The following is a 23,634-nucleotide window of genomic DNA, read 5'->3' as shown; positions in this document are numbered from 1 at the left end:
AATATAGGGTAGGGGACTATACCATGTAGAAGAAACGCCGGTAAAAAATCCCGTAAAGCCCGCTTGCATCGACCTCGTTTGGAGACGGCCGTCGCGCGTGCGATCCGAGGGGCCTGGGGAACCGGCAGTTCAAGATAAAGGAGGAGATTCGCATGTCCCAACCCGCATCCTTAACGCCGCAAGCCGATCCGAGACGCTGGATGGCGCTTGCCCTGTTATGCTTGGCGAACTTTATGGTCATCATGGACACGTCGATCATCGGCGTGGCACTGCCGGCCATCCAGCATGCGCTGGGCTATACGCAAGAGAGCCTGCAATGGGTATTCAATGCTTACGTCATTTTCTTTGGCGGTCTGCTCTTGTTGGGCGGACGGATGTCCGACCTGTTCGGGCAACGCCGGATCTTCATGTGGGGGTTTGCGGTGCTGACGCTGTCATCGCTACTCGCGGGATTGGCCTGGAGCGAGGCGTCGTTGAACGTTGGCCGCGCGCTCCAAGGCTTCGGCTCGGCTCTGATCGCGCCTTCGGCGCTGACGATCGTCATGATGCTGTTCAGCGGCAATCCGAGAGAACTGGGCAAAGCGCTCGGGTTCTGGGGGGCTTCCGCGGCGGCCGGCGGATCGGCGGGGGTATTCCTCGGCGGCGTCATCACCGAATGGCTGAATTGGCAATGGACGTTCTTGATTAACGTTCCCGTCGGCCTGCTCGCGCTGCTCTTCGCGCCGAGATGGCTGGCAAGAGGCGTACGAAGAAAAGGCGGTATCGATCTGTGGGGCGCGCTGCTCGTCACAGCGGCATTGGTGTCGATCGTATACGGGATCGTCACCGCGGAGCAGCATGGCTGGGGTTCGGTCTCGACGATCGGAACGCTGGCGGCGGGTGCGGCATTGTTCGTTCTGTTCCTCGGGGTTCAGATCGTCAGGCAGGAACCGCTCGTGCCGCTTCGCGTCTTCAAGACCCCAAATCTGGCCGCGGGCAATCTCGCGCTGCTCTTGCTGGCCGGCGGTTGGATTCCGCTATGGTACTTCCTCAACCTCTACATGCAGCAAGTATTGAAGTTCTCCGCCTTTGCGGGCGGCGTCGGCTTACTGCCCACGACCTTGCTCATCGCGGTCAGCATGATGTTCATCACCGGCAAGCTGATCGCCCGATTCGGGTTGAAGGCCAATATCGTGATCGGACTGACGGCGCTCGGCGCTTCCATGCTGCTCTTCTCCGGCAACACGCCGACGGACGGCAGCTTCGCGGCGAATGTGCTTCCGGCATCGCTGCTCGGCGGACTCGGCATGTCGCTGGCTTATATCCCCGCTACGATGGCCGCGATGTCGGGAGCCAAGCCGGAAGAGGCGGGGCTCGCCTCGGGGCTGGCGAATACGAGCTATCAGATCGGCTCCGCGATCAGCCTGGCCGTCATGACGGCGATCGCCGCTGCCGCAACTGCCTCGCATGGCGGCGGAACGCCCGCCGCGGCATTGAACGCGGGCTTCCACCAAGCGTTCTTCTGGTCCGGGATGGTGGCGTTCGCCGGCGCCTTGCTGTCGCTGCTGTTCATCCGCTCGCCGAAGAGAGAGAAGACGGGCGCCTCGGCTTCCGCATAAGCGGCATAGGGCCTGGCCGAGCAGGCGCGCGGCGGTTGAAAGGATTTCTTCCGTGACATCCTATAAAGAATGGGAAAGAGCAAGTCCAGATTCGTTTTTCATATAGGGTTCGGGGGTATCGTAAAAAATGAATTGACGAAATATAGGGTGGTGGGGTATACTTCAATCAAGGAACAAGTTGGCAAAGCGACACCGAAGAACCTGCCGCTATTCGAAGGAGCGAATCGATATGAATACGACTACCCCCGATCACAAGCAATCGAACTTGCAGATCACCGGCATGACCTGCGCGGCCTGCGCGAACCGGATCGAAAAAGGTTTAAGCAAGATTGAAGGCGTCTCGTCCGCCAACGTCAACTTCGCGCTTGAAAAAGCGAGCGTCACCTACGATCCGGCCAAGGTCGGCGTCGATTCTCTGGAGCAGACGATCCGCAAGCTCGGTTACGATACCGCCAAGGAAGTGGCGAACTTCAAGCTGGAGGGCATGACCTGCGCCGCATGCGCGAATCGGATCGAGAAGGGCCTCGCCAAGCTGCCCGGCGTAACGAGCGCTTCCGTCAACTTCGCGATGGAGACGGCGCGCGTCGAATACGCTCCGGCGGACGTCACGGTCGCCGACATGCAGAACAAGGTGAAGCAGCTGGGCTACAAGGCGATCTCCGAACAAGAGAAGGACGGCGCTGTAGACCATCGCGTCAAGGAATTGCGGAATCAAAAACGGAAGCTCATCGCTTCGGCGATCCTCTCGTTCCCGTTGCTGTGGAGCATGGTTGCGCACTTCTCATTCACTTCGTGGATCTATGCGCCGGACATTCTCATGAATCCGTGGTTTCAGTTGATCTTGGCGATGCCCGTGCAATTTTACGTAGGCAGACAGTTCTACGTCGGGGCTTACAAGGCGCTTCGCAACGGCAGCGCCAACATGGATGTGCTGGTCTCCCTCGGCACTTCCGCCGCGTTCTTCTACAGTCTGTACCTGACGCTGGACTGGTATGCCCGGGGCGCCGGCATGCACCACGGACCTTCGATGTATTACGAGACGAGCGCCATCCTCATCACCTTGGTCATCATGGGGAAGCTGTTCGAATCGCTCGCCAAAGGGAGGACCTCCGAAGCGATCAAGTCGCTGATGGGTCTGCAGGCGAAGACGGCGCTCGTCGTCCGCGACGGCCAAGAACTCACGATTCCGGTAGAAGAAGTGCTGGCCGGTGACATCGTGCTCGTCCGCCCCGGCGATAAAGTGCCGGTAGACGGTCTGGTGCTGGAGGGCGTCTCGTCGATCGACGAATCGATGCTCACCGGCGAGAGCCTTCCGGTGGAGAAGCAAGCGGGAGACGCCGTCATCGGCGCGACGATCAACAAGAACGGCATGCTTCGGATTCAAGCGACGAAGGTCGGCAGAGACACGGCGCTGGCCCAGATCATCAAAGTCGTCGAGGAGGCGCAAGGCTCCAAGGCGCCGATCCAACGGGTCGCGGACGTCATCTCGGGCATCTTCGTCCCGATCGTCGTCGGGATTGCCGTGGCCGCCTTCCTCGTCTGGTATTTCTTTGTCACCCCGGGGGACGTCGCCGAAGCGCTGGAGAAAGCGATCGCGATCCTGGTCATCGCTTGCCCTTGCGCGTTGGGATTGGCGACGCCCACGTCGATTATGGCGGGTTCCGGCCGCGCGGCCGAACTCGGCGTCCTGTTCAAAGGCGGGGAGCATCTGGAGCGCACGCACAAGATCGATGCGATCATCCTCGACAAGACGGGCACGGTCACCAAAGGGAAGCCCGAGCTTACGGATGTCGCGGCGGAGGACGATGAGACCGAACTGTTAAGGCTGGTAGGCTCGGCCGAGAAAAACTCGGAGCATCCTCTGGCGGAAGCGATCGTAGCGGGCGTCAAGGCTAGAGGCATCGAGCTCCCCGGCACGACTTCGTTCGAGGCGGTCCCGGGATTCGGTATTCAGGCGCAAGTAGAAGGCAGACGGCTGCTGATCGGCACGCGCCGACTGATGGAGAAGTATGAAGTGGACGCCAGCCGCGCTCACGAAGCGATGGCTCGCTTGGAGGAGTCTGGCAAGACGGCGATGCTGGTCGCGATCGACGGACGCTACGCGGGGATGGTTGCCGTGGCGGATACGGTGAAGGAGACCTCCAAAGCCGCGGTCGCCCGGCTCAAAGAGATGGGCATTCAAGTCATCATGATCACCGGCGACAACGAGCGTACCGCCAAAGCTATCGCCGCGCAAGTCGGCATCGACCATGTCCGCGCGGAAGTGCTGCCCGAGGGGAAAGCCGAAGAAGTGAAAAAGCTGCAAGCGGCAGGCAAGATCGTCGCCATGGTTGGAGACGGCATTAACGACGCGCCGGCGCTGGCTACGGCGGACATCGGAATGGCCATCGGCACCGGCACGGATGTCGCCATGGAAGCGGCCGACGTCACGCTCATGCGGGGCGATCTGGCGAGCATCCCTGACGCGATCTATATGAGCCGCAAGACGATGGGCAATATCAAGATGAACTTGTTCTGGGCGCTCGGTTACAATACGCTGGGCATCCCTATCGCCGCCGTCGGCCTGCTCGCCCCCTGGGTAGCCGGCGCGGCCATGGCGCTCAGCTCGGTCTCCGTCGTCCTGAACGCCCTGCGGCTGCAGCGCGTCAAGGTACGCGCTTAACGGAACGAGATACGGAGGGGAACGTCAACCCGATCGGAAGGAGAAGGGTCATGCAAGAGAAGGTCAAGATCGCGGCAGCCCCCGCCATTCAACGCGGAGGCGCCTTATGGAAGCCTGAGCAGCTGGCGACGGTCGCCGCGGCGGCCGGGCCGGATGGCGGCATCGAGATGACGCCGTTCCGGCAAGTCTACGTAGAGGTGCCGCTTAGCCGGCGGGACGCCATTCGGGAGGAGCTGGAGCAAGCCGGATTGGAAGTCTACCCGACGGGCGCCGTCGCCAAAAGCTTAATCGCGTGCAACTTCTGCAAAGGCGAGGAAGAAGCGGGACTCGAGACCGCGCGGATCGTCAATCGGGCGATCGCCGGCATCGAGACGCCGGCGCCGCTGCGGATCGGATACGCCGGCTGCGCGCTCGGCACGAGCGAACCGCTGCTCAAGGATATCGGGATCGTCAAGATGCGGGACCGGTTCGATCTCTACGTGGGCGGAGAACCGAGAGGGCTTAAGACGACGTTCGCCAAGCTGCTGGCGCAGGGGCTGCCGGAGGAACGGCTCGTTCCCGTGCTGACCGCCATCATCGCGCATTACAAGACGCATGCCAAAGCCAAAGAGAAGTTCGGCAAATTCGTCGAGCGCGTCTCCCTGGAGTCGTTGAGGCAGATCGCGGGTTAACGGGAAAAAGACGGAACGGGGAGCCGAGGTCCGATTCAGACCTCGCTCCCCGTTTGTCTGCATGCCCGCCGGGTTCATACGTTTTTAAAAGAGGGAAGCGAACTGATCAACCCGTACACGTACAACTTCGAGACGAATGGGGACTTCGAAACCGACATCGCGCAAATCTGGGGACGCGTCAACGGCTTCCTTTATATGGAACGGTGGCGGGACGTCGGCGTCACGTCATGGCCGAAGGGGCGAATGGCATCGCGGCGGCCTTGAGCGGGAAGCTGCTATCGTCCTGTTCGCGATAGACGAAACTTTATATTGTCTAGCATACCTGTTGACTTAGCGGGGCGCTCCCCCTAAACTGACGGTAACGAAAGCGAACGTACAAGGGAGTAGATCAAGCGAATGCAAGTTACCGAGTTGTTCTGGGAAGTACCGCTCGAGGAGCTGAAGCGAGGTTACACCTACTTCGGGGAAGAAGAGACGTACGTCTGCCTCGCCTGCGGCGAACGCTACGCGCAGGGCGTCATCTACCCGCTGGACGGCGTGTTCTACGAAGCCGAGAAGTTCGCGCGCATCCATGTCGAGCGGGCGCACGGCTCCATGTTCGCCTACCTTCTCGGATTGGACAAGAAGCTGACCGGACTTACCGACCTGCAGAAGCGTCTGCTGCAATGGTTCCACGAGGGCCTGTCGGACAGCGAGATCGTAACGGAGCTGGAGGGCGGCAGCACCTCGACGATCCGCAACCACCGCTTCACGCTGCGGGAGCGGATGAAGCAGGCGAAGGTATTCCTCGCGATCATGGAGCTCGCGAACGACCGCACGAGCCGCCAGCATCGGCTGATCACGGCGCACCGGACCGCGACGATGGTGGACGAACGTTACGCCATCACGGAGCAGGAGAACGAAGAGATCTTGAAGGCCTATTTCAAGGAGGGGCCGGACGGTCCGCTGAGCGAGTTCCCCCGCAAGGAGAAGCGGAAGATCGCCATCCTGCGACATCTGTCCCGCCAATTCGAAGAGAACCGGCAGTATACGGAGAAGGAAGTTAACGCGCTGCTCAAAGCGCGCTTCGCCGACTATGTGACGCTGCGCCGATATCTGATCGGATACGGCTTCATGGACCGGCTCCCGGACGGCAGCCGCTATTGGGTCAAGCGTTAGGCGGCCGACTGGCTGCCCGGATGACGCGACATGAGCCAAACTGCACTTTAGCGGACGCTGGGCATCCGCTATTCGCATGCATGGCATTTCCGAGAGGAGTAGGCCGATGATGGAAGACTTGAAGCCCGCGACGGGGAGACCGGTGCCGATGCGCGTTCGGATCGTCGCGTTCCTGTGGGACTATCTGCTGATCTGCGGCTTTCTCGTGCTGCTGATCGGCGTCGCTTCGCTGGCGCGGCCAGTCCTGGCGCCATTGTTCCAGGCCGGTCCGCTTCGGGCGGAGCTGACCGGATTTCTCTTTCTGACGCTGCCGGTTTATCTTTATTTCGCGATAAGTGAGGGCTCCAGGCGGCACGCGACTTGGGGCAAGCGCAAGACCGGCATCGTCGTGGCCGGCGTGCGGGGACAGCCGATCGGAATGGGCGCATCGCTTGGCCGTTCCGCGCTCAAGTTCTTGCCTTGGGAGCTGGCACACTTCACGATCTGGCATATGACGCTGTCCCCCTCTTATCCCGATGCGGTCCTGTACACGCTGCTGGCGGTCGTCTACGGCTTGGCGCTGCTGTATTTGGTAGGTCCGTTGTGGAATAAGCGGCGGCAAACACTCTACGATGCGGCGGCTGGGACCGTGATCCAATTCGCGGAGATTGTAGAATAATTAGTCAGGATTACACTTCCATTATTACCCAGATAGGACTATGTTTAATAGACAACTTGTATCGGGCGGGCAGCTCTTCTTGAAAGGAGGAGACTGTATGATGGATTTATTTCAAATTTTTTCAGTCCTCTTCGCCTTCGGTATGTTCATTCTCACGCTGCTGAATTATATTGAAAAAAGGAAATAATCCGATTGGTTCAAGTCTGGTGTAGAGCCATACTGTGAAACAACCGGCCCGATGCAAGTTGTAGCGTTGCGGCAGCGAAGAGGAGCGAGGATGGTGAAAAGCCGAATCCTGCGTTAAGGATGATAGAAGTGCCGGAATGGAGGGTCGCCCGTGAGCGAACGGATCGTTACGATGCAAGTTGCGATTGCGATATGGACCGAGGCGGACCTGCCTCTGCTGCATCTCAGTAACGCACCGGAGATGGTAGAGCATCTTGGCGGGCCGGAGACCGAGGAGCAAGTGAAGGACCGCCATCGGCGATATGTCGCGTTAAACGGCAGAGACGACGGACAAATGTTCAGCATCGTCCTGCAGCCGGGCGGCGAAGCGGTCGGCACGACCGGTTATTGGGAGAATGTCTGGCAGGACGAGACGATCTGCGAGACCGGATGGGGCGCCTTCCCGCCGTACCGAGGCAGAGGTATCGCGGCGGCAGCCGTGAGCGCCGTCATCGCGCGCGTTCGCGAAGCGGGCAGGCATCGGTATCTTCACGCCTTCCCGTCGACGGACAATCCGGCGTCCAACGCGATCTGCCGGAAGCTCGGCTTCGTCTTCCTGGGCGAGACGGCGTTCGAATATCCGAAAGGGAGCTTCATGCACTGCAATGCCTGGCGCTTCGATCTCCGGGGCGAACAATGAACGGATAACGAACGGGACTGCAGGGGAACGGCCTTGCGGTCTTTTCTTTTAGCTTGAGCGCCGGATGCGGCATGCAAGCTTAAACGAAGGAGACGGATGACGGATGAACGAGAAGAGGAATCAAGCAGCCTTGCGCGCTGCGGCATCTGCTCGCCCATACCCACGGATTAAGAGAGGCGGATGGGGTCTATATCCGGGAGTTCGCTCCCGGCGCTAGTTGGGCGTACCGTAGCCCCGGCATCGCGATGCCGATCGCGCTTGTCCGCCGCCTGTCGGGGCTGACGCTGCGCGAATACGCGGAGCGATTCTTCTTCGAGCCGTATCGGCTGCGGCATACCGGCTGGCGAACGGCGCATCATCCGCATCTGATCTACAATATCTGTGACGGTCAAGCCGGCTGGGTCGGTCCGAACGAAAGTCCCGATGGCGACCAGAGCAACCTGTTCGCGAGCGTCGGGGATTTGGCCCGCTGGGGTACATCCATTTGCGGCAAGGCCGGACGGAGGACGGGCAGCCGGTGCCGGCTCGCGTCTTCGAACGGGTCGTCGCGCAGCAGACGCCGGTTTCGCTCCCGACGTCCAGGCCGAGGAACGGCATGATCTGGTGGCTGCAAAGCGAGTCCCCGATGAACGAGATCGGAGAGCAGGTGCCGGAGCGTTCTTGTCAAATCTTGGGCATTACGGGCTGTGCTTGCCTGGTCATGCCTGCTTATGACGCGGTGGCGGTGCGGATGTACAATCAATTGGCCAATCCGAACGGCTACGATTACCTGCGGGATATCCGGACGTTCGGGAACCTCGCCGCCGGGATCTTGGAGACAACGTGATCAAAGTCCCGGCAAACCCAGTTTTTCCTGTGAAATGCGGCGCGGCAAACCTCGCTTTCCCAGGCTGTGCGGGAGCGGCGCAATGTGATATTCTATTCCAAATCCGATCTCAAAGGAGGATACGGCATGGGCTCCTATCTGTTCGACCAGTTGCACTTCGTGAGAGGACAAACCCTGAAGTTCATGGAGGGGATATCCGAAGACGAAGCGGACCGAATCCCGGAAGGCTTCCGGAATTCGCTGCGCTGGCAATTCGGTCATATATACGTCGTGCTTGAACGCTTTGCATTCCAATCCCTCGGGCTTCCGCTGCATCGCCCGAACGGCTTCAAGGAGCTGTTCGAATACGGCACCTCCCCCTTGGATGCGCCGTCTTCCGCGCGCGTACCGACGCTGCCCGAGCTGGAGACGCTGCTCCGCGGCCAGATCGAGCGCATCCGCGAGACGCTGGGTCATCGGCTGGAAGAGACGATCGATCCTCCTTACCGGACGTCGGCCGGCATGCGGCTGGCTTCGCCCGAGCAGTTTTTGAGCTTCAATCTTTATCATGAAGGCATGCACATCAGCATGATCAAGGTCTATCGCAGATTGCTGTCCATCGGATAGAGAGATTCGCCGACGATTGAACGGAGAATGGTTGTGGTAGGTATGCTTACTTCTGCGCTGCACGGATTCCTCTTAGCCCTTGGCCTCATCTTGCCGTTAGGGGCGCAGAACGCTTTTATCTTTAACCTGGGCGCGCGGAACGCGCAGTTCCGGCGCACGCTGCCGGCGGTCGTCACGGCCGCCCTGTGCGACACCTGTTTGCTGGCGCTCGCTGTCTTGGGCGTCTCCGTCCTGATCTTCGGCATTCCCGTCTTGAAGGGCTTCCTGCTTGCCGGAGGCATCCTTTTCTTGCTGTATATGGGCTGGACGACGTGGCGGAGCAGTGCGGAGGAAGGCAAGACCCGGCAGACGGGCGCCTATCCCGTCCGCAAGCAAATCGCCTACACGATGTCCGTCTCGCTGTTGAACCCGCACGCGATCATGGATACCGTCGGCGTCATCGGGACGAGCTCGCTCAACTATGCGGGCGCCGAGAAATGGATGTTCGCCTGTGCTTGCATTCTCGTCTCGTGGCTGTGGTTCGTCGCGTTGGCCTGGGCGGGGCGGATGGTCGGCTCGCTGGACCGGACGGGCAAGCTGCTCCGGGTGCTGAACCGCGTGTCCGCTGTGGTCATCTGGTTCTCGGCGGCTATGATGCTATATCTCTGGCTATAAGCTGCAGGCGGGCGGCGAGCGAGCGGACCACCCAACCGGGCCAACCGGGAAAAATGAACGCGAGAAGGAGGGTCCGCATGCGAATCGTGACCTCGGAAGAGATGCGGAACATCGACAAGGCCGCCATCGAACGAATCGGCATCCCCGCGCTCGTCCTGATGGAGAACGCGGGACGCGCTGTCGCGGAGGAAGCGATGCGCCTAACGGCGCAGGCGCACGGCGGCCCGGCGAAGCGCTGGCTGGTGCTCGCGGGCAAAGGGAACAACGGGGCCGACGGCCTCGTCGCGGCCAGACATCTGCTGGAGGCGGGCTGCGAGGTCGGCATCGCATATGCGGCCGACCCCGCCGGGTTCCGGGGAGAAGCGGCCGTGCAGCGGGACATCGCCGCGAACCTCGGCCTCCCGGCGGTCGTCTACGCCGGGAGCGAGGGCGACCCGATCTATTGGACGCGGTATGACGGCATCGTCGACGCGCTGCTCGGCACCGGCAGCAGAGGCGCGCCGGCCGGCGTCTACGCCGCGCTCATCCGGGAAGCGAACGCGAGCGGATTGCCCATCGTCGCGATCGACACTCCGAGCGGGCTCGACGCCGATACCGGGAACTTGCACGATCCCTGCATCCGGGCGGCGCGGACGGTCGCGCTCGCCTATGCCAAGCGCGGGCTCGTGCAGTATCCGGGCGCCGGCGCCGCTGGCGAAGTCGTCGTGCGGGCGATCGGCATACCGGCCCGGCTGGCGGAGCAGATCGGCGTGCGTACGTTTGCGTTGGACGAGCGGACGCTCCGGGAGCGATTGGGCGTCGATCCGGCGCGGGCGCGCGAGGCCGATACGCACAAAGGGACCTATGGCCACGCGCTGATCGCCGCCGGCAGCAGGCCGATGAGCGGCGCAGGCTTGCTAAGCGCCCGAGCGGCCTTGCGCGGCGGCTGCGGACTCGTCACCTGGGCGGTGCCGGATCGGCTGGTCGAACCGCTGGCCGGACGCGTCCCGGAGGCGATGATCTACGGCTTGCCGGATGAAGAGCGAGGCGACTGGAGCGGGGTTGCGCCTGCGGCGCTGTCGCAGCTGACGGTCGGCAAGGATGCGCTTGTACTCGGTCCCGGGCTCGGCCGATGGGCGGGAGACGGCGATTGGCTCCGCGAGCTGCTTGCAGGCCTCGATCCCGCTCTGCCGATCGTCCTCGATGCAGACTCGCTGAACATCTTAGCGGACATGCCGGAGGCGTCCGCGCAGCTATGCGGTCGAAGGGCGGTCCTGACGCCGCATCCGGGCGAGATGGCCCGGCTGGCCGGCTTCGCGGTGCCCGATATTCAGCGGGACCGGATAGAGGCCGCGCGCCGGTATGCGACGCAGCATGCCGTGACACTCGTACTGAAGGGCGCCCGGACGGTCGTGGCGACGCCGGAAGGCGACGTATACGTCAACGCCACCGGGAACCCGGGGATGGCAACCGGCGGTGCCGGCGACGTGCTGGCGGGATTGGTCGGCAGCCTGCTGGCGCAAGGACGCACGCCGGATCAGGCGGCCGCGTTCGGTGTCTGGCTGCACGGAGCCGCGGGAGACCGCGCGGCGGCCGGACGTCCGACCTCCTCGTCCCTCGTTGCGGGCGACATCATCGAAGCGCTTTAAGAAAAGTCGATGCGGCGCAGAAACGCGAAGAGACGTACTAGGTACATCACGTGAGCGCCGCCGAGGCCAAAATTGCGTGGTTCGCAGAACTTAACCGAGCGCGGAAGCGGCGTACTTGAGCGGAGTGGCACCCACGAAGCCGGCGAACGCCTTGGTGAAATGGCTCTGGTCGTAGAAGCCGGCCTCGGCCGCCGCCTCGGCGATGGGACGGCGCCGCGCGAGCTGCGTCTGGGCATAATTGACGCGCAGCAAGCTCTGGTATGCATGGGGAGGCAGCGCGTATCGGCCGGCAAGCGGACGCGGGATTCACACCTCTTCGTTCGGTTTGCCTTCAAAAGCGTGCTGCAGCTCGTCCGTCAGTTCTCCGACCGCTTCGCTCAGCATGTCCGTCGCCGCGATATCCTGCTGGTCCGGGGGCGTAGGGATGCCTGCGATCATGTAGGCCGTCTGATCTTCAAGCTCCGTTTTTTGGAGATCCTTCACTTTGATCCCTCCTCGATTGGTCATCTTTGGCAAAGGTAGGTTGCGCGGCGGCTTCGCCGTTTATTCGGCCGCAGGGTTCTTCGGCAAATAAAAGGCTGCAAATAGCATTCTTTCGCATCATTTGATAAAATACGAGGAGGAACGCCGAAAAATGGAATAAGCGATAAAATACATAAAGAAGGCAGGATCTTAGAGTGGGACGCAAATGGAACAACATTAAAGAGAAGAAAGCATCCAAAGACGCCAACACAAGCCGCATCTACGCGAAGTTCGGCGTAGAGATCTACGTAGCCGCCAAGAAAGGCGAGCCCGATCCGGAAGCGAACCGCGCGCTGAAGGTGGTTCTCGAACGCGCGAAGACGTACAACGTGCCGAAGGCGATCATCGACCGGGCCCTGGAGAAAGCCAAAGGCTCTTCGGAGGAGACCTACTCCGAGCTGCGCTATGAGGGCTTCGGCCCGAACGGATCCATGGTCATCGTAGACGCGCTCACGAACAACGTGAACCGCACGGCCGCCGCGGTGCGCGCCGTCTTCAACAAAAACGGCGGGAATATGGGCGTCAACGGCTCGGTGGCTTATATGTTCGACGCGACCGCCGTCATCGGCTTGACGGGCAAGACGGTGGACGAGGCGATCGAGATTCTGATCGAAGCGGACGTCGACGTTCGAGATGTCGTCGAGGAAGAGGACGCGGTCATCGTCTATGCCGACCCGGAACAATTCCACGCCATTCAAGAGGCGTTCAAGAACGCCGGCGTCACCGAATTCACCGTGGCGGAGCTGACCATGATCCCTCAGACGTACGTGACGCTCGAGGAGGATTCCCAAGCGCAATTCGAGAAGATGATCGACCTGCTGGAAGATTCGGAAGACGTTCAGCAAGTCTATCACAACGTCGAGTTGGAAGATTGATCGAAGCCGGTTCGTCCGGCGGGAGGACTTTTGCGGAAATGGATTTTCGCGGAGGTCTTCTTTTTTTATGAAAATGGGGCTTGGCCATTATCGCTTTCAGGGCTTACACGCCTAATAATCGTACGGAATATTCGTCTTCGTCTGGGCAAAGGTCGCCCGGAATCGGCTGGGGCCTGTCCGGCGGTGCTTGTCGGTGGTGCTCGCCGTGGTGCGTCATGGTGCTTGATGGTGGTTCTTTCTCGTGGCGCTTTCTCGTGGTGCCTGCTCCCCAATAAATTGTATTCATACAACATATTTGGCCCCTATCGGCGGAGAAGAGGCATTTACTTNNCGGTCGGCGTTGGAGGTCTGGCGGTCTGGAGGTCTGAAGGTCTGGAGGTCTGGAGGTCTGGAGGTCTGGAGATCTGGAGGTCTGGAGATCTGGAGGTCTGGCGGTCTGGAGATCTGGAGGTCTGGAGGTCCGGAGGTCTGACAAATCTATGATGACGGAACACTAGGTGCTTAGAATGTCAGAATGTCCGCTAACCACCAAATATGAATCAGATAGGCCAGGTGGATTTTATCGTTGCAGCTCGTAAAGGCCGGATTCGCCGCTGTGCGATCCTTTTAGAGCCTATCGCATTTTTCATTATAGCCTGTGACCTGGTAAGGTCATGCGTGTTTTTTGCGCTCCCCTGTTTCAAATCCGACGTTACCGGGTATGTCTATGCTCGTCAGATCTCTTGTTGTATGATAGCGATGAATGCGAGTAGAGGAGGGATAGGAAGGCATGGAGCAAGCCCAGTTCAATTCGAACGCCTTGTTCGAGCACGTATTCAATCATACCCCGACCGGAATCGCGCTGGTCGCCTTGGATGGCATGTGGTTGGACGCGAATCCGGCGATCGGCCGCATGCTCGGGTACGACCGGGAGGAGCTGTTACGCCTCAAAGTGGGGGACATCACCTATCCCGACGATCAAGACCCGATCGCGGAGACCTGCGAAGACTTGCTAGCGGGAAAGCGGTCAAGCTTCGTCATGGAGAAGCGTTATCTACATAAAAACGGCTCGCTGATCTGGACCGCCACGCACGTGACGCTCTACCGGGACGAGGCGGGAGATCGGCCGCCGTACTTCGTTATGCAGATCATCGATATCACCCCGAACAAGCTGGCCGAGCAGAAGCTGCAGGAGACGGTCGAACGCTATACCTCGCTAAAGAAGTACAATCACGACGCCATTATCTCCTTTGATCTGCAGGGCCGCATCATGAATGCCAACGTCATGGCGGAGCGCCTGACGGGGAAAAAGGTGCCGGAGCTGATCGGTACCAATATCGCGAATTTCATCGGCGAGGACAATCTGGAGCGCATCTTGGCCGACAACGAGCAGTATGCGGAGATCGAAGGCGCGATCAACCGCATTGCGCACAACGACGGCCATACGGCGGACGTGCTGGTCACGATCGCGCCGATCATCGTCAACCGCCGCAATATCGGCTTCTATCTCCTCGTCAAAGACATTACCGAGCAGAAAAAGCTGCTCATCGAGAAGGAAGCCGCGGAGAAGACGAACGAAGCGAAAAGCGAATTTCTCGCCATGATGAGCCATGAGATCCGGACGCCGATGAACGGGGTGATCGGGATGACGGATCTTCTGCTCGACACGAATCTGGACAAGGAGCAGCGGGAATACGTATCGATCATCCAGAAGAGCGGCGACACGCTCCTCGCTATCATCAACGACATCCTCGATTTCTCCAAAGTCGAATCCGGCAATGCCGAGCTCGTCGAGGAGCCGTTCGGTCTGAACTTCGCGATCGCCGAGACGCTGGATACCTTGATGTCCAAAGCGCTCGAGAAAAATCTCGACATCAACGTATCCATCAGCTCCGGCGTGCCGCAGGCGGTGATCGGGGACGCGCTGAAGCTCAAGCAAGTGCTAATGAACTTGACGAACAACGCCATTAAGTTCACGCCGGCCGGATCGATCTCCATCGCGGTCGACCTGGCCGGCGTGAAGGAGGATCAAGTCCGGCTCCGCTTCGCGATCCGGGATACGGGCATCGGCATCCCGGAAGAGAAGGTCGGCAACCTGTTCGAGCCGTTCTATCAAGTCGATCACTTCATGGTACGGAAGGCCGAAGGGACCGGCCTCGGACTGGCCATTACGAAGAAGCTGGTGCAACTCATGGGCGGCGATATCCGCTACGAGCCGAATCCCGACGGCGGCTCCGTATTCTTGTTCCATCTGATGCTGCGGGCCGAGGATCCGCCGGGCGCGGCGCCTTCGCAGCCGCAGTCGGCGGAGACGGTTCAGCCGCCGGGCGCCCTGCGCATTCTGATCGCGGAAGACAACGAGGTGAATCAGAAGGTGCTGATCCGCATGCTGGAGAAACTCGGCTACCGCCCCGTCACCGTCCGCAACGGCGAAGAAGCGATCGAAGCGGTCAAGCGGGACCGCTTCGATATGATCTTCATGGATATTCAGATGCCGGTCATGAACGGAATGGAAGCGACGAAGCGGATCCTCCAGTCCGTGCGGCGGGAAGAGAGCCCTTATATCGTCGCCGTCACGGCCAATGCCTTGGTCGGCGACCGCGAACGGTACTTGGAGGCGGGCATGAACGAATATATCAGCAAACCGCTGCAAAGCTCGGTCGTTGCCCGCGCGGTCGAGAAGTGCCTGGCGCTCGCCCAAAGCGCGATGAGTTAGCGAGGCGGTCGGAGCGCGACCGGAGGAGACAACTCGCCGTCAAGCCCGGGGATGAAAGACATGCTTCCATCGGACATCAGCCTAGGGTCTGGAAGAGGTCTCGGACCGCTTCGCGGAGGCCGATGCGATCGTGAATACTTTGTTCGAGACGTTCGGAGAGCGAATGAACGAGCCGATCCGAAGGAAGATTCCTTGGCGCAACGAAGACGAAGTAGTGGTTCGAACGCCCGTCCAATTGCTCCTGCACACCGTAACGCACGAATACCATCACAAAGGTCAAGTAGTCACGATGGCGCGCCAGATGGGCTATATTCCGCCGAATACGGACGTGCTTGGAATCGAACCCGATTAAAAGCGGGCCGGATCCCCAAAAAAAACGGCTTCGCCGTCCTCATTAGAGGGCGATACGTTTTTATCGGAGATCATTCGGAATTGAATAGGTGCTAAACTTATAAATTCTGAATGATAAAGAATGGACAGCCACCGTGCTGTCCTTTTAACGTTTGGTCGGAAGCAGGGGGATGTCTTTAGACTTCCATCTTTTTGATCTGCTCCACCCATAGGTGCCCGATTGGGAATTGCTTTTTCAATGCAGTTCGAAGCCACTCTCTTGACTGCGGATGTAAGAGGGGCAGCAATTGCAGGAAATCCTTCTGGTCCTTTTCGCGAATGGCCGAACTTCCGCCTTTATAAAGCAGTTGGATTTCCGGTTTTAAGTAGGGAATTCCTTCTTGCGTATGTGAGATTACATCTTCCCAATCTCTCCGAATCGATCGTTCTCTCTTGTAGATCCAGGATTCATGATCCGTATCGGCTAACATGATTTGATAAGCCCAAGGCGAATGATCATCCTTGCTTACCCATATATCATCTGTGGTTATGAGGAATTCTCCTTTTTCCCAACGATCCAATTTGCCGTTTTCCGCTTTATATAACGTCCATTCTTTTGATAAATGATCGTATGCCGTTAACTGTTCATCTCGTCTTATTAAGATATCGATATCGTCATGCGGCCTGGACTGCTTGCCCATGTGCAAATCCAAAGCCCAGCCTCCCGCCATACACCATTGAACGGGAACAGCAGAGAATATCGCGCACGCTTCGGAGACCGTAATCGGTTGCCAATTATGGATGTCTGTTCTCATTTGATCCTCCTTAGCCATTTTTTCTGGCCATATTACGCGGCGACTGGGCTCGCGCTTGATTTGTAAAAGGGTGATTTTATGTGTTTTTCATTTCGTTTAATGGCATTAATAATTAAGGTTTCATTGAAATTCAGTTGTTATTAGTGGTATTTGTGTTGACTTGTGTGCGTTTTGGACGTAGGATGTTCTGTGGGATTCGTCTAGCGAATGTCGAAACAGGCAAACTGCCAAGCTGGCAATCGCGCGAAGATGCAGCGTTAACAGATTGTCAAAGACGCACATAGGGAAGTGACCTCTTTTGCTGGCCTTGTCATTATTGTTGGTATTTTGTTCGGGTTTGGCGCACGCCGTGTGGAATTTCTTGGCCAAGAGGAGCGAAGAGAAGGCGGTCTTTCTCTGGACCATCCTCGTCCCGAGCAACGCGATCCTCCTCGTCTACGCCATCGTAGAGATTGCGCGAAAGGGGCTGCCTTGGCAAGGCATCGTTTTGGCGCTGCTATCGATGGCCGTTCAGGGGCTCTACGCCAAATTGTTGGCATATACATATACGCAAGGGGATCTCTCGCTAGTCTACCCGATCATGAGAGGGACATCTACGCTGCTCGTCCCCGTGATCGGCGTGGCGTTCATGTCGGAGTCTCTCCACGTTTGGGGATGGGCTGGTATCGGCTGTATGCTCGTCGGATTCGCCTTGATGAGCGGATGGAATCCGGTCGGCGGACGGAGGGACATGGAGCTAAGGCCGGTGGCGTTGGCCTTGTCCGTCGGACTCTGCACGACCACCTACACACTAATCGACAAGTTGTTCCTGGATTACTTGTCGCCGTTGTCGCTGCTCGGCATCGCCAATATCGGGTTCATGTTGGGGATCACGCGCGCAGCGCTGCCGCTGACGCGCATCCGCCTGGCCGTGCGGTTGCACTGGAAAGTGCTGATCGCCGGGGCGGTGCTGTCCCCTGGGTCGTATTTGCTTTTCTTGTTCGCGATGCAGCACGCGCCGGTCTCCAGTATCGCGCCGCTGCGGGAAGTTGGCATCGTGTTCGGCGCGCTGTTCGGCCTGTTCCTGCTGAAGGAGAGGCAAGGGCGCAGAAGACTGACCGCATCCGCGATCATCCTGACGGGGATGATCGTGATCGTCGTGCTCGGGACGGTCTAAGCGTCGATGCTACGAAAAACGGTCCAGCACACTAGTCCGTTCTGCCATGCAGAACGGACTTTTCGCTTTCCAGAACCGGAAAGATGCGAGAGTCCGGAAGCCTGTCAGTCCGTCCTCGCTTGCTCATCCGTCCGCACCGCTTTGCTCTTCATATGTTCGAGATGGGCGTCTCCCCATTGATGCATGGCTGCGAGGATCGGCGTTAGGCTTTTGCCGTATTCCGTGATCGAATATTCCACCTTGGGCGGGATCTGCGGATAGACTACGCGCCGAACGATATCCTGCTCCTCCAGGTCGCGCAGTTGGAGCGTGAGCACCCTCTGCGTGATATCTGGGATTAATCTGGGATTAATCTGCGAATCTCATTGAACCGCAGCGTTTCATGCCGCAACAAATAATGAAGAATGCCGAGCTTCCATTTGCCTACGATCGTGTCCATAGCCGCACGTATTGACAGGTAGCCGGTTGTTGACTCACGGGGTCGCCTCCTCATTGACAGTACCCTATTTGATCCTACACCACATTATTGTGCCTACTTCCCATCTTTTATTATATACAACATAATGAGCTTGCAAGTAACACAATCCATCGATCTTCGAGGAGGAAAACGCGATGGCCAATATCGCGATCATCATCGGGAGTACGCGTCCGGGTCGGCAAGGCGAGACCATCGGACGATTACGTCTGGACCCCCATGTTCGCTTCCGAGCCATACGTTACGATCCAGCCGTGATCCATGATCCGGTCGAGACCCAACGCTTCCTCATAGAATCGCCGGGCTACGGCGACATTCCTCGCGTCAATATTGGCGACGATCCGATTGACCTTCATCGTATCCCTGGAAGGCGGCTCCGGCACGGCGACCCCGGATCTGTCGATCGAAGTCGACGACGTCGACGAAGCACTTTCTCGCATGCGGAGCGCCGGGTTCGAGATCGTGTACGGACCGGCGGACGAGCCCTGGGGCGTCCGGCGGTTCTACGTCCGTGATCCGTTCGGCAAGCTCGTTAATATCTTAGCCCATGGACATGCCGATTGAGGATGGAGAAGGGGAGAGCGGGCTTGGAAGGATGCGGAGATCAAGGGGGGACGGGATGACGACTCTAGATGAACGGGGTATCGTCACGTCGGAGGAGGAGCTCCGCGCGCTGATCGGCTATCCGGGCGAGCTGGTCCGCAGCAAGGTTATCGCGCATCTTGATCGGCATTGCAGGGATTTCATCGCGTTATCTCCCTTCGTGCTTTTGTCGACCTCGGATGCGGCGGGCAAATGCGACGTATCGCCGAGAGGGATGCGGCGGGGTTCGTCCGCGTGCTGGACGATGGCCATCTCGCGATTCCGGAACGGCCGGGGAACAAGCGGATCGACTCGCTGCGGAACCTGATGCTCAATCCGGAGATCGGGCTGCTCTTCCTGCTGCCCGGTATGGGCGAGACGCTGCGCGTCAACGGCCGGGCCGTCGTCACGAAGGAAGAGCGGCTGCTTGCGCCGATGGCCGTCCAGGGGAAGATGCCGCCCGTCGCCATCGTCGTCGCCGTCGAAGAATGCTATCTCCACTGTGCCAAGGCGATGCGCAGATCGGGCCTGTGGGATCCCGCGACTTGGCCGGCGCCGGAGAAGCGGCCTTCGGCGGCGCGCATCTTGTCCGATCATGCCAAGCTGGACGGGATGACGCCCGAGGCGATCGCTCTTCGTTTGGAGGAAGGCTACGTCAAGAGATTATACTGAGCCCGAGCGTCTCTGAATCTTGCAGAGCTCATGTGATGTACCTCGTACAACACATTGTGCAATCTCGCTGCATCAGAGCGCAAGTGACGTACCCAGTACGCTACATGGAGCCAATTCGGCGCAGATGAGCGCAAGTGACGTACCCGGTACGCCACATGGAGCCAATTCGCCATAGATGAGCTCAAGTGACGTACCCAATACGCCACATGGAGCCAATTCGCCGCATGTCGCGTTTTCGCCGCAGCATCGCCCAAGAGGCTGTCTCCCTGGTCCGTTTCATGACCTTGGAGACGGCCTCTTTTTTGTTGTCGACTTCCGCTTAAGGGCCGGTCGGCGGTCCTAGTCTATAGCGCTTGGGGCTGGCGCCGTAATACGCGCTGAAGTGACGGGTGAACGGGTGGATAGAGAGGTAACCGAGCTTCTCGGCGATCGCCGTGACGCTGAGGTCGCTCTCCTGGAGCAGATGAGCGGCGCGCCGCATCCGGAGCTTGTGATGGTAGGCCTTGGGCGTCATCCCCGTCTCCCGGAGGAACAGCTCGTGGAAGTACGTCCGCTTAAGGCCGCACATCTTCGACCAGGTCTCTACCGGTTCCCGCCGGTCCAGATGAAAGTCCAGATACGTCAGCAGCCGTACGATGCGATAATCGCTCGGCTGACGGTTGCGGATCGCGTTGTGCCAGCCCAAAAACCAGGCGTAGAGGAGGCTGTTGACGGCTTCGTCTCGGTAGTAGAGCGAATCGACGTAAGTCTTCGCGACCGCGACGAGCGCGTCGTACAGCTGCGGGTGGGGTTGAAGGGAGAAGATCCCGGGCAGCGCGTCCAGCTCTCCGCAAGGGAAAACGGGCGAGGACGTGCGGAAAAGATAGGGCTCGGGCGCGTAGATGAAGGTCCGGTTGACCGAGATCGGATCAACGCGGTCCCACAGATCGAAATAGAGATTGTACGAGGCGAGCGGGTGCGACGCGTCGATATGGAACGCGTGAGGCTGTTCGGGCCGGAGGAAGACGACCGTCCGCCGATCGATCGGATAGCGCTTGCCTTCGATCTCCATCTCGCCCGGGCCTTCGGGGAACAAATGGAGGGCGTAGACGTTGCAGACCCGCCATTTCTCGTTGGCGCTGCCGTCGTAAAGATAAGGCATCGAATCCCCCAGGTGCGGCGTAATCTCGCTCAAAAGGCGCATGGATCCCCCTCCTTCTTGCATGCAATGCGACGAAATAACCGGATGAATCGTCAAATGAATGGATGCGTTATCAAATACGAATAACACTACAAATGATACGATAATTGCACCGAAAGCGGAAGAGTGATTCGAAGCTTTGCGGAGCATTCGGCAACCGAGGAGGCGTCATCATGTGGCTGGATAACCGAGGTTACGGCGGACGAGATTCCCGACCCGAACGATCAGGCCATCCGGTGCCGCGTGAACGGCGAGCTCCGGCAGCAGTCGCGCACGTCGGATATGATCTTCAGTTGCGACGAGCTGGTGAGCTATATCTTCCGCTACATGACGCTGGAGCCAGGGGACCTGATCCTCATCGGCACGCCCGAAGGCGTCATGCTCGGCAATCCGGAGGCGGAGCGGACGTATCTGAAGGACGGAGACGTCGTGACGGTCGAGACCGAAGGGCTGGGCGAACTGAGCAATCGGATGACAAGCGAAAGGCGGAAGAACGATGACAACGAATGACGTACATCAGACGAGCGAGATGATGCTTCGCTACGCGCGCGCGGCCGCGGGCTGGCAGCAAGGACTGCCGATCGGCAACGGCCGGCTCGGCGCGGTCGTCTACGGCGGCTCGGACGAGGAGACCTGGAGCCTGACCGAGTCCACGTATTGGTCCGGCCGGACGGAGCCGAGCCGCAACCCGCCCCGGGGCAAGGACGATCTGGCCCGGATCCGGGAGCCGTTCTTCGCCGGAGACTACGCGCGCGGAGAGGCGCTGGTCGAAGCGCTCTGGCAGCCGGAGAAAGGCAACTTCGGCACGCACCTGACGCTGTGCGAATTGCGCCTCCGCTTCGGCGATCCGGACGCGGAGGCGACGGGAATCGAGCGCGAACTAAGCCTGGATCGCGCCGTCGTCCGGACCGACGTCCGGGCCGGCGGCGAGCTGCGCCTCAGCCGGGAAGTGCTGGCTTCGCACCCGGACGGCGTGATCGCCGCGCGGATAAGCGGCGCCGCGCCAGGCGGCGTATCGTTCGACTTGACGCTCGCGGGCCGTACGGACCGCTTCGAGGTCGTCCCGAAGGACGGGCATACGCTCGCGTTCCGGGGGCAAGCGACGGAGGACGTTCATAGCGACGGAGAGTGCGGCGTTCGGTGCCAAGGTGCCGTTCGCGCGGTCGCGACCGGCGGCAGCGTCCGCATCGCGGACGGCTGCCTGATCGTCCGCGGGGCTGACGAGGCGCTGATCCTCTTCGCGGCGCACACCGACTATCTGGCGGCTGACGAGCGCTGGGCCGACGAGGGCGAGGGCCGGGCGGCGCGCGCGGCTGCCAAAGGCTACGCGCGCATCCGCGAGGACCATGTCGCCGATCACCGTCGGCTCTATGATCGGGTACGGCTATCGCTCGGCGAATCGACTCGCGCGGCGCTGCCCACCGACGAGCGCGTCCGCCTGCTCGCGGACGAGCCGGACGCCGATCCGCAGCTGTACGCGCTGTTCTACCAGTACGGCCGCTATCTGACGATCGCGGGCTCGCGGGAAGATTCCCCGCTGCCGCTCAATCTGCAAGGGCTGTGGAACGACGGCGAGGCCAATCGGATGGCCTGGAGCTGCGACTACCATCTGGACGTCAACACCCAGATGAACTATTACCCGACGGAAGCGGCCAATCTGCCGGAGAGCCATCTGCCGCTCGCTCGCTTCGTCCGGAGGCTGGCCGCGGCGGGCGAGGCGACGGCCCGCGGACTCTACGGCTGCGACGGATGGGTCGCGCACGTCTTCACGAACGCTTGGGGCTTCACCGATCCGGGCTGGCATTACTCCTGGGGCATGAACGTCACGGGAGGGCTGTGGATCGCCGATCTGCTGCGAGAGCATTATGAATACACGCTGGACCGCGGCTTCCTCGCGGATACGGCCTATCCCGTCCTCCGGTCGGCGGCTATCTTTTTCCTCGACTATATGACGCCGCATCCGGAGACGGGTCAACTCGTCACGGGGCCGTCCAATTCGCCGGAGAACAGCTTCTACCCGCCGGGGAGAGAAGGGGGGAGCGGAGCGGCTAAGGCGCACGCCCTGTCGATGGGACCTACGATGGACCAGGCGCTGATCCGCGCTTTGTTCGCCTTCTGCCGGTCGTCGGCGGAGCTGCTCCAGACGGATGCGGCGCTGCAGGCGCGGCTGGAGGAAGCGCTGGACCGGCTGCCGACACTGCGGGTCGGCAGCCGGGGACAGCTGCAGGAGTGGCTGGAGGATTACGGCGAAGCCCAGCCCGATCACCGGCATCTGTCCCATCTGTACGCCCTGTACCCCGGCGATCAGGTGACGCCGCGCGGCACGCCTGAGCTGGCCGATGCGGCGAGGAAGACGCTGGCCAACCGGATGCAGCGCGAAGGGCTGGAGGACGTCGAGTTCACGCTTGCGCAGTTCGCGGCGAGCTTCGCCCGGCTGGGCGACGGAGAACAGGCATGGCGCAGCCTAACCTACCTGATCGGCCGGCTGTGCTTCGACAATCTCTTGACTTATTCAAAGCCCGGCATCGCGGGGGCCGAGACGAACATCTTCGTCGCCGACGGCAACTTCGGCGGCACGGCCGCGATCGGCGAGATGCTGCTGCGCAGCCGTCCCGGCGAGATCGAGCTGCTGCCCGCGCTCCCGGCCGCTTGGCCCGAGGGGAGGGCATCGGGTCTGCGCGCGAAGGGCGGCGCGGGAGTCGACCTTGCCTGGAAGGGCGGCCGGCTGACCGAGGCCGTCATCCGGGCGCACGCGGCGGGCTCCGCCGTCTTGCGCTGCGGAGACGCGTCCATCCGGCTCGAGCTGTCGCCCGGCGCGGTTTATGTCTTCGGCGCCGACTTGCTTGCCGTTCGATCGTAGTCGCCGCGCCTCTCGCGATGTAATCGTCATTCCGTCCTCGTTCCTCCCAAGCAACGCCGGCATCCCGCATGCCGGTTGTTGCTTTTTGTTCGCGTTCGTAGATAATAGGAATACGGCTTTGACAGCGCTGTCATAAGGGGAGGCCT

Annotated in this window: 23 protein-coding genes and 3 pseudogenes; 20 read left to right on the top strand and 6 right to left on the bottom strand. The window is 60.3% G+C overall.

The window, feature by feature from the left end; translation table 11 throughout:
- Nucleotides 1-152 precede the first annotated feature (152 nt).
- From H7C19_RS28935 to H7C19_RS28885, 12 genes are all read left to right on the top strand, one after another.
- A complete protein-coding gene (locus tag H7C19_RS28935; protein WP_185672567.1) occupies nt 153-1,598 on the top strand; it encodes an MFS transporter in 1,446 nt (481 codons plus the stop codon).
- A 229-nt stretch (nt 1,599-1,827) separates the two neighbouring features.
- Complete coding sequence (locus H7C19_RS28930) at nt 1,828-4,260, top strand: heavy metal translocating P-type ATPase (protein WP_185672566.1); 2,433 nt, start codon at nt 1,828-1,830, stop codon at nt 4,258-4,260.
- Nucleotides 4,261-4,310: 50 nt separating this feature from the next.
- A complete protein-coding gene (locus H7C19_RS28925; RefSeq protein ID WP_185672565.1) occupies nt 4,311-4,931 on the top strand; it encodes a nitrite reductase in 621 nt (206 codons plus the stop codon).
- A 396-nt stretch (nt 4,932-5,327) separates the two neighbouring features.
- On the top strand, nt 5,328-6,089 hold the full coding sequence (locus H7C19_RS28920) for a DUF2087 domain-containing protein (RefSeq protein ID WP_185672564.1): 762 nt from the start codon (nt 5,328-5,330) through the stop codon (nt 6,087-6,089).
- 109 nt (nt 6,090-6,198) lie between these two features.
- Nucleotides 6,199-6,747: an RDD family protein gene (locus H7C19_RS28915; protein ID WP_246469889.1), complete on the top strand. Its 549-nt coding sequence runs from the start codon at nt 6,199-6,201 to the stop codon at nt 6,745-6,747.
- A 40-nt stretch (nt 6,748-6,787) separates the two neighbouring features.
- A complete protein-coding gene (locus H7C19_RS35815; protein ID WP_376775458.1) occupies nt 6,788-6,934 on the top strand; it encodes a putative holin-like toxin in 147 nt (48 codons plus the stop codon).
- 150 nt (nt 6,935-7,084) lie between these two features.
- Nucleotides 7,085-7,612, top strand: coding sequence for a GNAT family N-acetyltransferase (locus tag H7C19_RS28910; RefSeq protein WP_376775457.1), 528 nt, complete (start codon nt 7,085-7,087; stop codon nt 7,610-7,612).
- Between the two features lie 119 nt (nt 7,613-7,731).
- Complete coding sequence (locus H7C19_RS28905) at nt 7,732-8,211, top strand: serine hydrolase (RefSeq protein WP_185672582.1); 480 nt, start codon at nt 7,732-7,734, stop codon at nt 8,209-8,211.
- A 26-nt stretch (nt 8,212-8,237) separates the two neighbouring features.
- A complete protein-coding gene (locus H7C19_RS34490) occupies nt 8,238-8,438 on the top strand; it encodes a hypothetical protein (RefSeq protein WP_221469539.1) in 201 nt (66 codons plus the stop codon).
- Between the two features lie 126 nt (nt 8,439-8,564).
- Nucleotides 8,565-9,044: a DinB family protein gene (locus H7C19_RS28895; RefSeq protein ID WP_185672561.1), complete on the top strand. Its 480-nt coding sequence runs from the start codon at nt 8,565-8,567 to the stop codon at nt 9,042-9,044.
- Nucleotides 9,045-9,071: 27 nt separating this feature from the next.
- A complete protein-coding gene (locus H7C19_RS28890; RefSeq protein ID WP_246469887.1) occupies nt 9,072-9,698 on the top strand; it encodes a LysE/ArgO family amino acid transporter in 627 nt (208 codons plus the stop codon).
- 77 nt (nt 9,699-9,775) lie between these two features.
- Complete coding sequence (locus H7C19_RS28885; RefSeq protein WP_185672560.1) at nt 9,776-11,326, top strand: NAD(P)H-hydrate dehydratase; 1,551 nt, start codon at nt 9,776-9,778, stop codon at nt 11,324-11,326.
- 90 nt (nt 11,327-11,416) lie between these two features.
- Here H7C19_RS28885 and H7C19_RS28880 read toward each other — a convergent pair whose 3' ends face one another.
- Both H7C19_RS28880 and H7C19_RS28875 read right to left on the bottom strand, forming a co-directional pair.
- Nucleotides 11,417-11,602 (bottom strand): helix-turn-helix domain-containing protein, encoded by a 186-nt coding sequence (locus tag H7C19_RS28880; protein WP_221469543.1) that lies wholly within the window; start codon nt 11,600-11,602, stop codon nt 11,417-11,419.
- Nucleotides 11,603-11,632: 30 nt separating this feature from the next.
- Nucleotides 11,633-11,809 carry a hypothetical protein gene (locus H7C19_RS28875; protein ID WP_185672559.1) on the bottom strand — a complete coding sequence of 59 codons (177 nt, stop codon included), beginning with the start codon at nt 11,807-11,809 and terminating at the stop codon, nt 11,633-11,635.
- 194 nt (nt 11,810-12,003) lie between these two features.
- Between H7C19_RS28875 and H7C19_RS28870 the strand changes: the two genes are divergently transcribed.
- The 3 genes from H7C19_RS28870 to H7C19_RS28860 all read left to right on the top strand — a co-directional run bounded on the left by H7C19_RS28870 (nt 12,004) and on the right by H7C19_RS28860 (nt 15,770).
- Entirely contained in the window at nt 12,004-12,723 is a 720-nt protein-coding gene (locus tag H7C19_RS28870) for a YebC/PmpR family DNA-binding transcriptional regulator (RefSeq protein ID WP_185672558.1), read from the top strand.
- A 769-nt stretch (nt 12,724-13,492) separates the two neighbouring features.
- Nucleotides 13,493-15,418 carry a PAS domain S-box protein gene (locus tag H7C19_RS28865; protein WP_185672557.1) on the top strand — a complete coding sequence of 642 codons (1,926 nt, stop codon included), beginning with the start codon at nt 13,493-13,495 and terminating at the stop codon, nt 15,416-15,418.
- 88 nt (nt 15,419-15,506) lie between these two features.
- Nucleotides 15,507-15,770, top strand: a complete 264-nt coding sequence (locus H7C19_RS28860; RefSeq protein ID WP_221469542.1) for a DinB family protein — start codon at nt 15,507-15,509, stop codon at nt 15,768-15,770.
- Between the two features lie 175 nt (nt 15,771-15,945).
- Here H7C19_RS28860 and H7C19_RS28855 read toward each other — a convergent pair whose 3' ends face one another.
- Complete coding sequence (locus tag H7C19_RS28855; RefSeq protein WP_185672556.1) at nt 15,946-16,563, bottom strand: nucleotidyltransferase domain-containing protein; 618 nt, start codon at nt 16,561-16,563, stop codon at nt 15,946-15,948.
- A 307-nt stretch (nt 16,564-16,870) separates the two neighbouring features.
- Between H7C19_RS28855 and H7C19_RS28850 the strand changes: the two genes are divergently transcribed.
- Nucleotides 16,871-17,719 carry an EamA family transporter gene (locus tag H7C19_RS28850; RefSeq protein ID WP_246469885.1) on the top strand — a complete coding sequence of 283 codons (849 nt, stop codon included), beginning with the start codon at nt 16,871-16,873 and terminating at the stop codon, nt 17,717-17,719.
- Between the two features lie 104 nt (nt 17,720-17,823).
- Here H7C19_RS28850 and H7C19_RS35810 read toward each other — a convergent pair whose 3' ends face one another.
- Nucleotides 17,824-18,036 (bottom strand): winged helix-turn-helix transcriptional regulator, encoded by a 213-nt coding sequence (locus H7C19_RS35810; protein ID WP_376775455.1) that lies wholly within the window; start codon nt 18,034-18,036, stop codon nt 17,824-17,826.
- A 361-nt stretch (nt 18,037-18,397) separates the two neighbouring features.
- A complete protein-coding gene (locus tag H7C19_RS28840) occupies nt 18,398-18,550 on the bottom strand; it encodes a VOC family protein (protein ID WP_185672554.1) in 153 nt (50 codons plus the stop codon).
- Between the two features lie 10 nt (nt 18,551-18,560).
- On the opposite strand from H7C19_RS28840, the pseudogene H7C19_RS28835 reads away from it, so the two are divergent.
- Both H7C19_RS28835 and H7C19_RS28830 read left to right on the top strand, forming a co-directional pair.
- Nucleotides 18,561-18,758, top strand: a pseudogene (locus tag H7C19_RS28835) (VOC family protein); the annotation flags it as partial.
- Nucleotides 18,759-18,813: 55 nt separating this feature from the next.
- Nucleotides 18,814-19,448 (top strand): annotated as a pseudogene (locus H7C19_RS28830) (pyridoxamine 5'-phosphate oxidase family protein).
- Nucleotides 19,449-19,767: 319 nt separating this feature from the next.
- On the opposite strand, the gene H7C19_RS28825 reads toward H7C19_RS28830, so the two are convergent.
- Entirely contained in the window at nt 19,768-20,631 is an 864-nt protein-coding gene (locus H7C19_RS28825) for a helix-turn-helix domain-containing protein (protein ID WP_185672553.1), read from the bottom strand.
- Between the two features lie 189 nt (nt 20,632-20,820).
- Between H7C19_RS28825 and H7C19_RS28820 the strand changes: the two are divergent.
- Both H7C19_RS28820 and H7C19_RS28815 read left to right on the top strand, forming a co-directional pair.
- A pseudogene (locus tag H7C19_RS28820) lies at nt 20,821-21,138 on the top strand (fumarylacetoacetate hydrolase family protein); the annotation flags it as partial.
- Nucleotides 21,125-23,488: a glycoside hydrolase family 95 protein gene (locus H7C19_RS28815; protein WP_246469884.1), complete on the top strand. Its 2,364-nt coding sequence runs from the start codon at nt 21,125-21,127 to the stop codon at nt 23,486-23,488. The pseudogene H7C19_RS28820 and the gene H7C19_RS28815, both read left to right, overlap by 14 nt.
- The last annotated feature ends 146 nt before the right edge of the window (nt 23,489-23,634 follow it).

This window comes from Cohnella nanjingensis (genome assembly GCF_014212125.1).
Lineage (GTDB): Bacteria > Bacillota > Bacilli > Paenibacillales > Paenibacillaceae > Cohnella > Cohnella nanjingensis.
The sequence above is the reverse complement of the archived record's forward strand: the minus strand, read 5'-3'. Positions and strand labels throughout refer to the sequence as shown.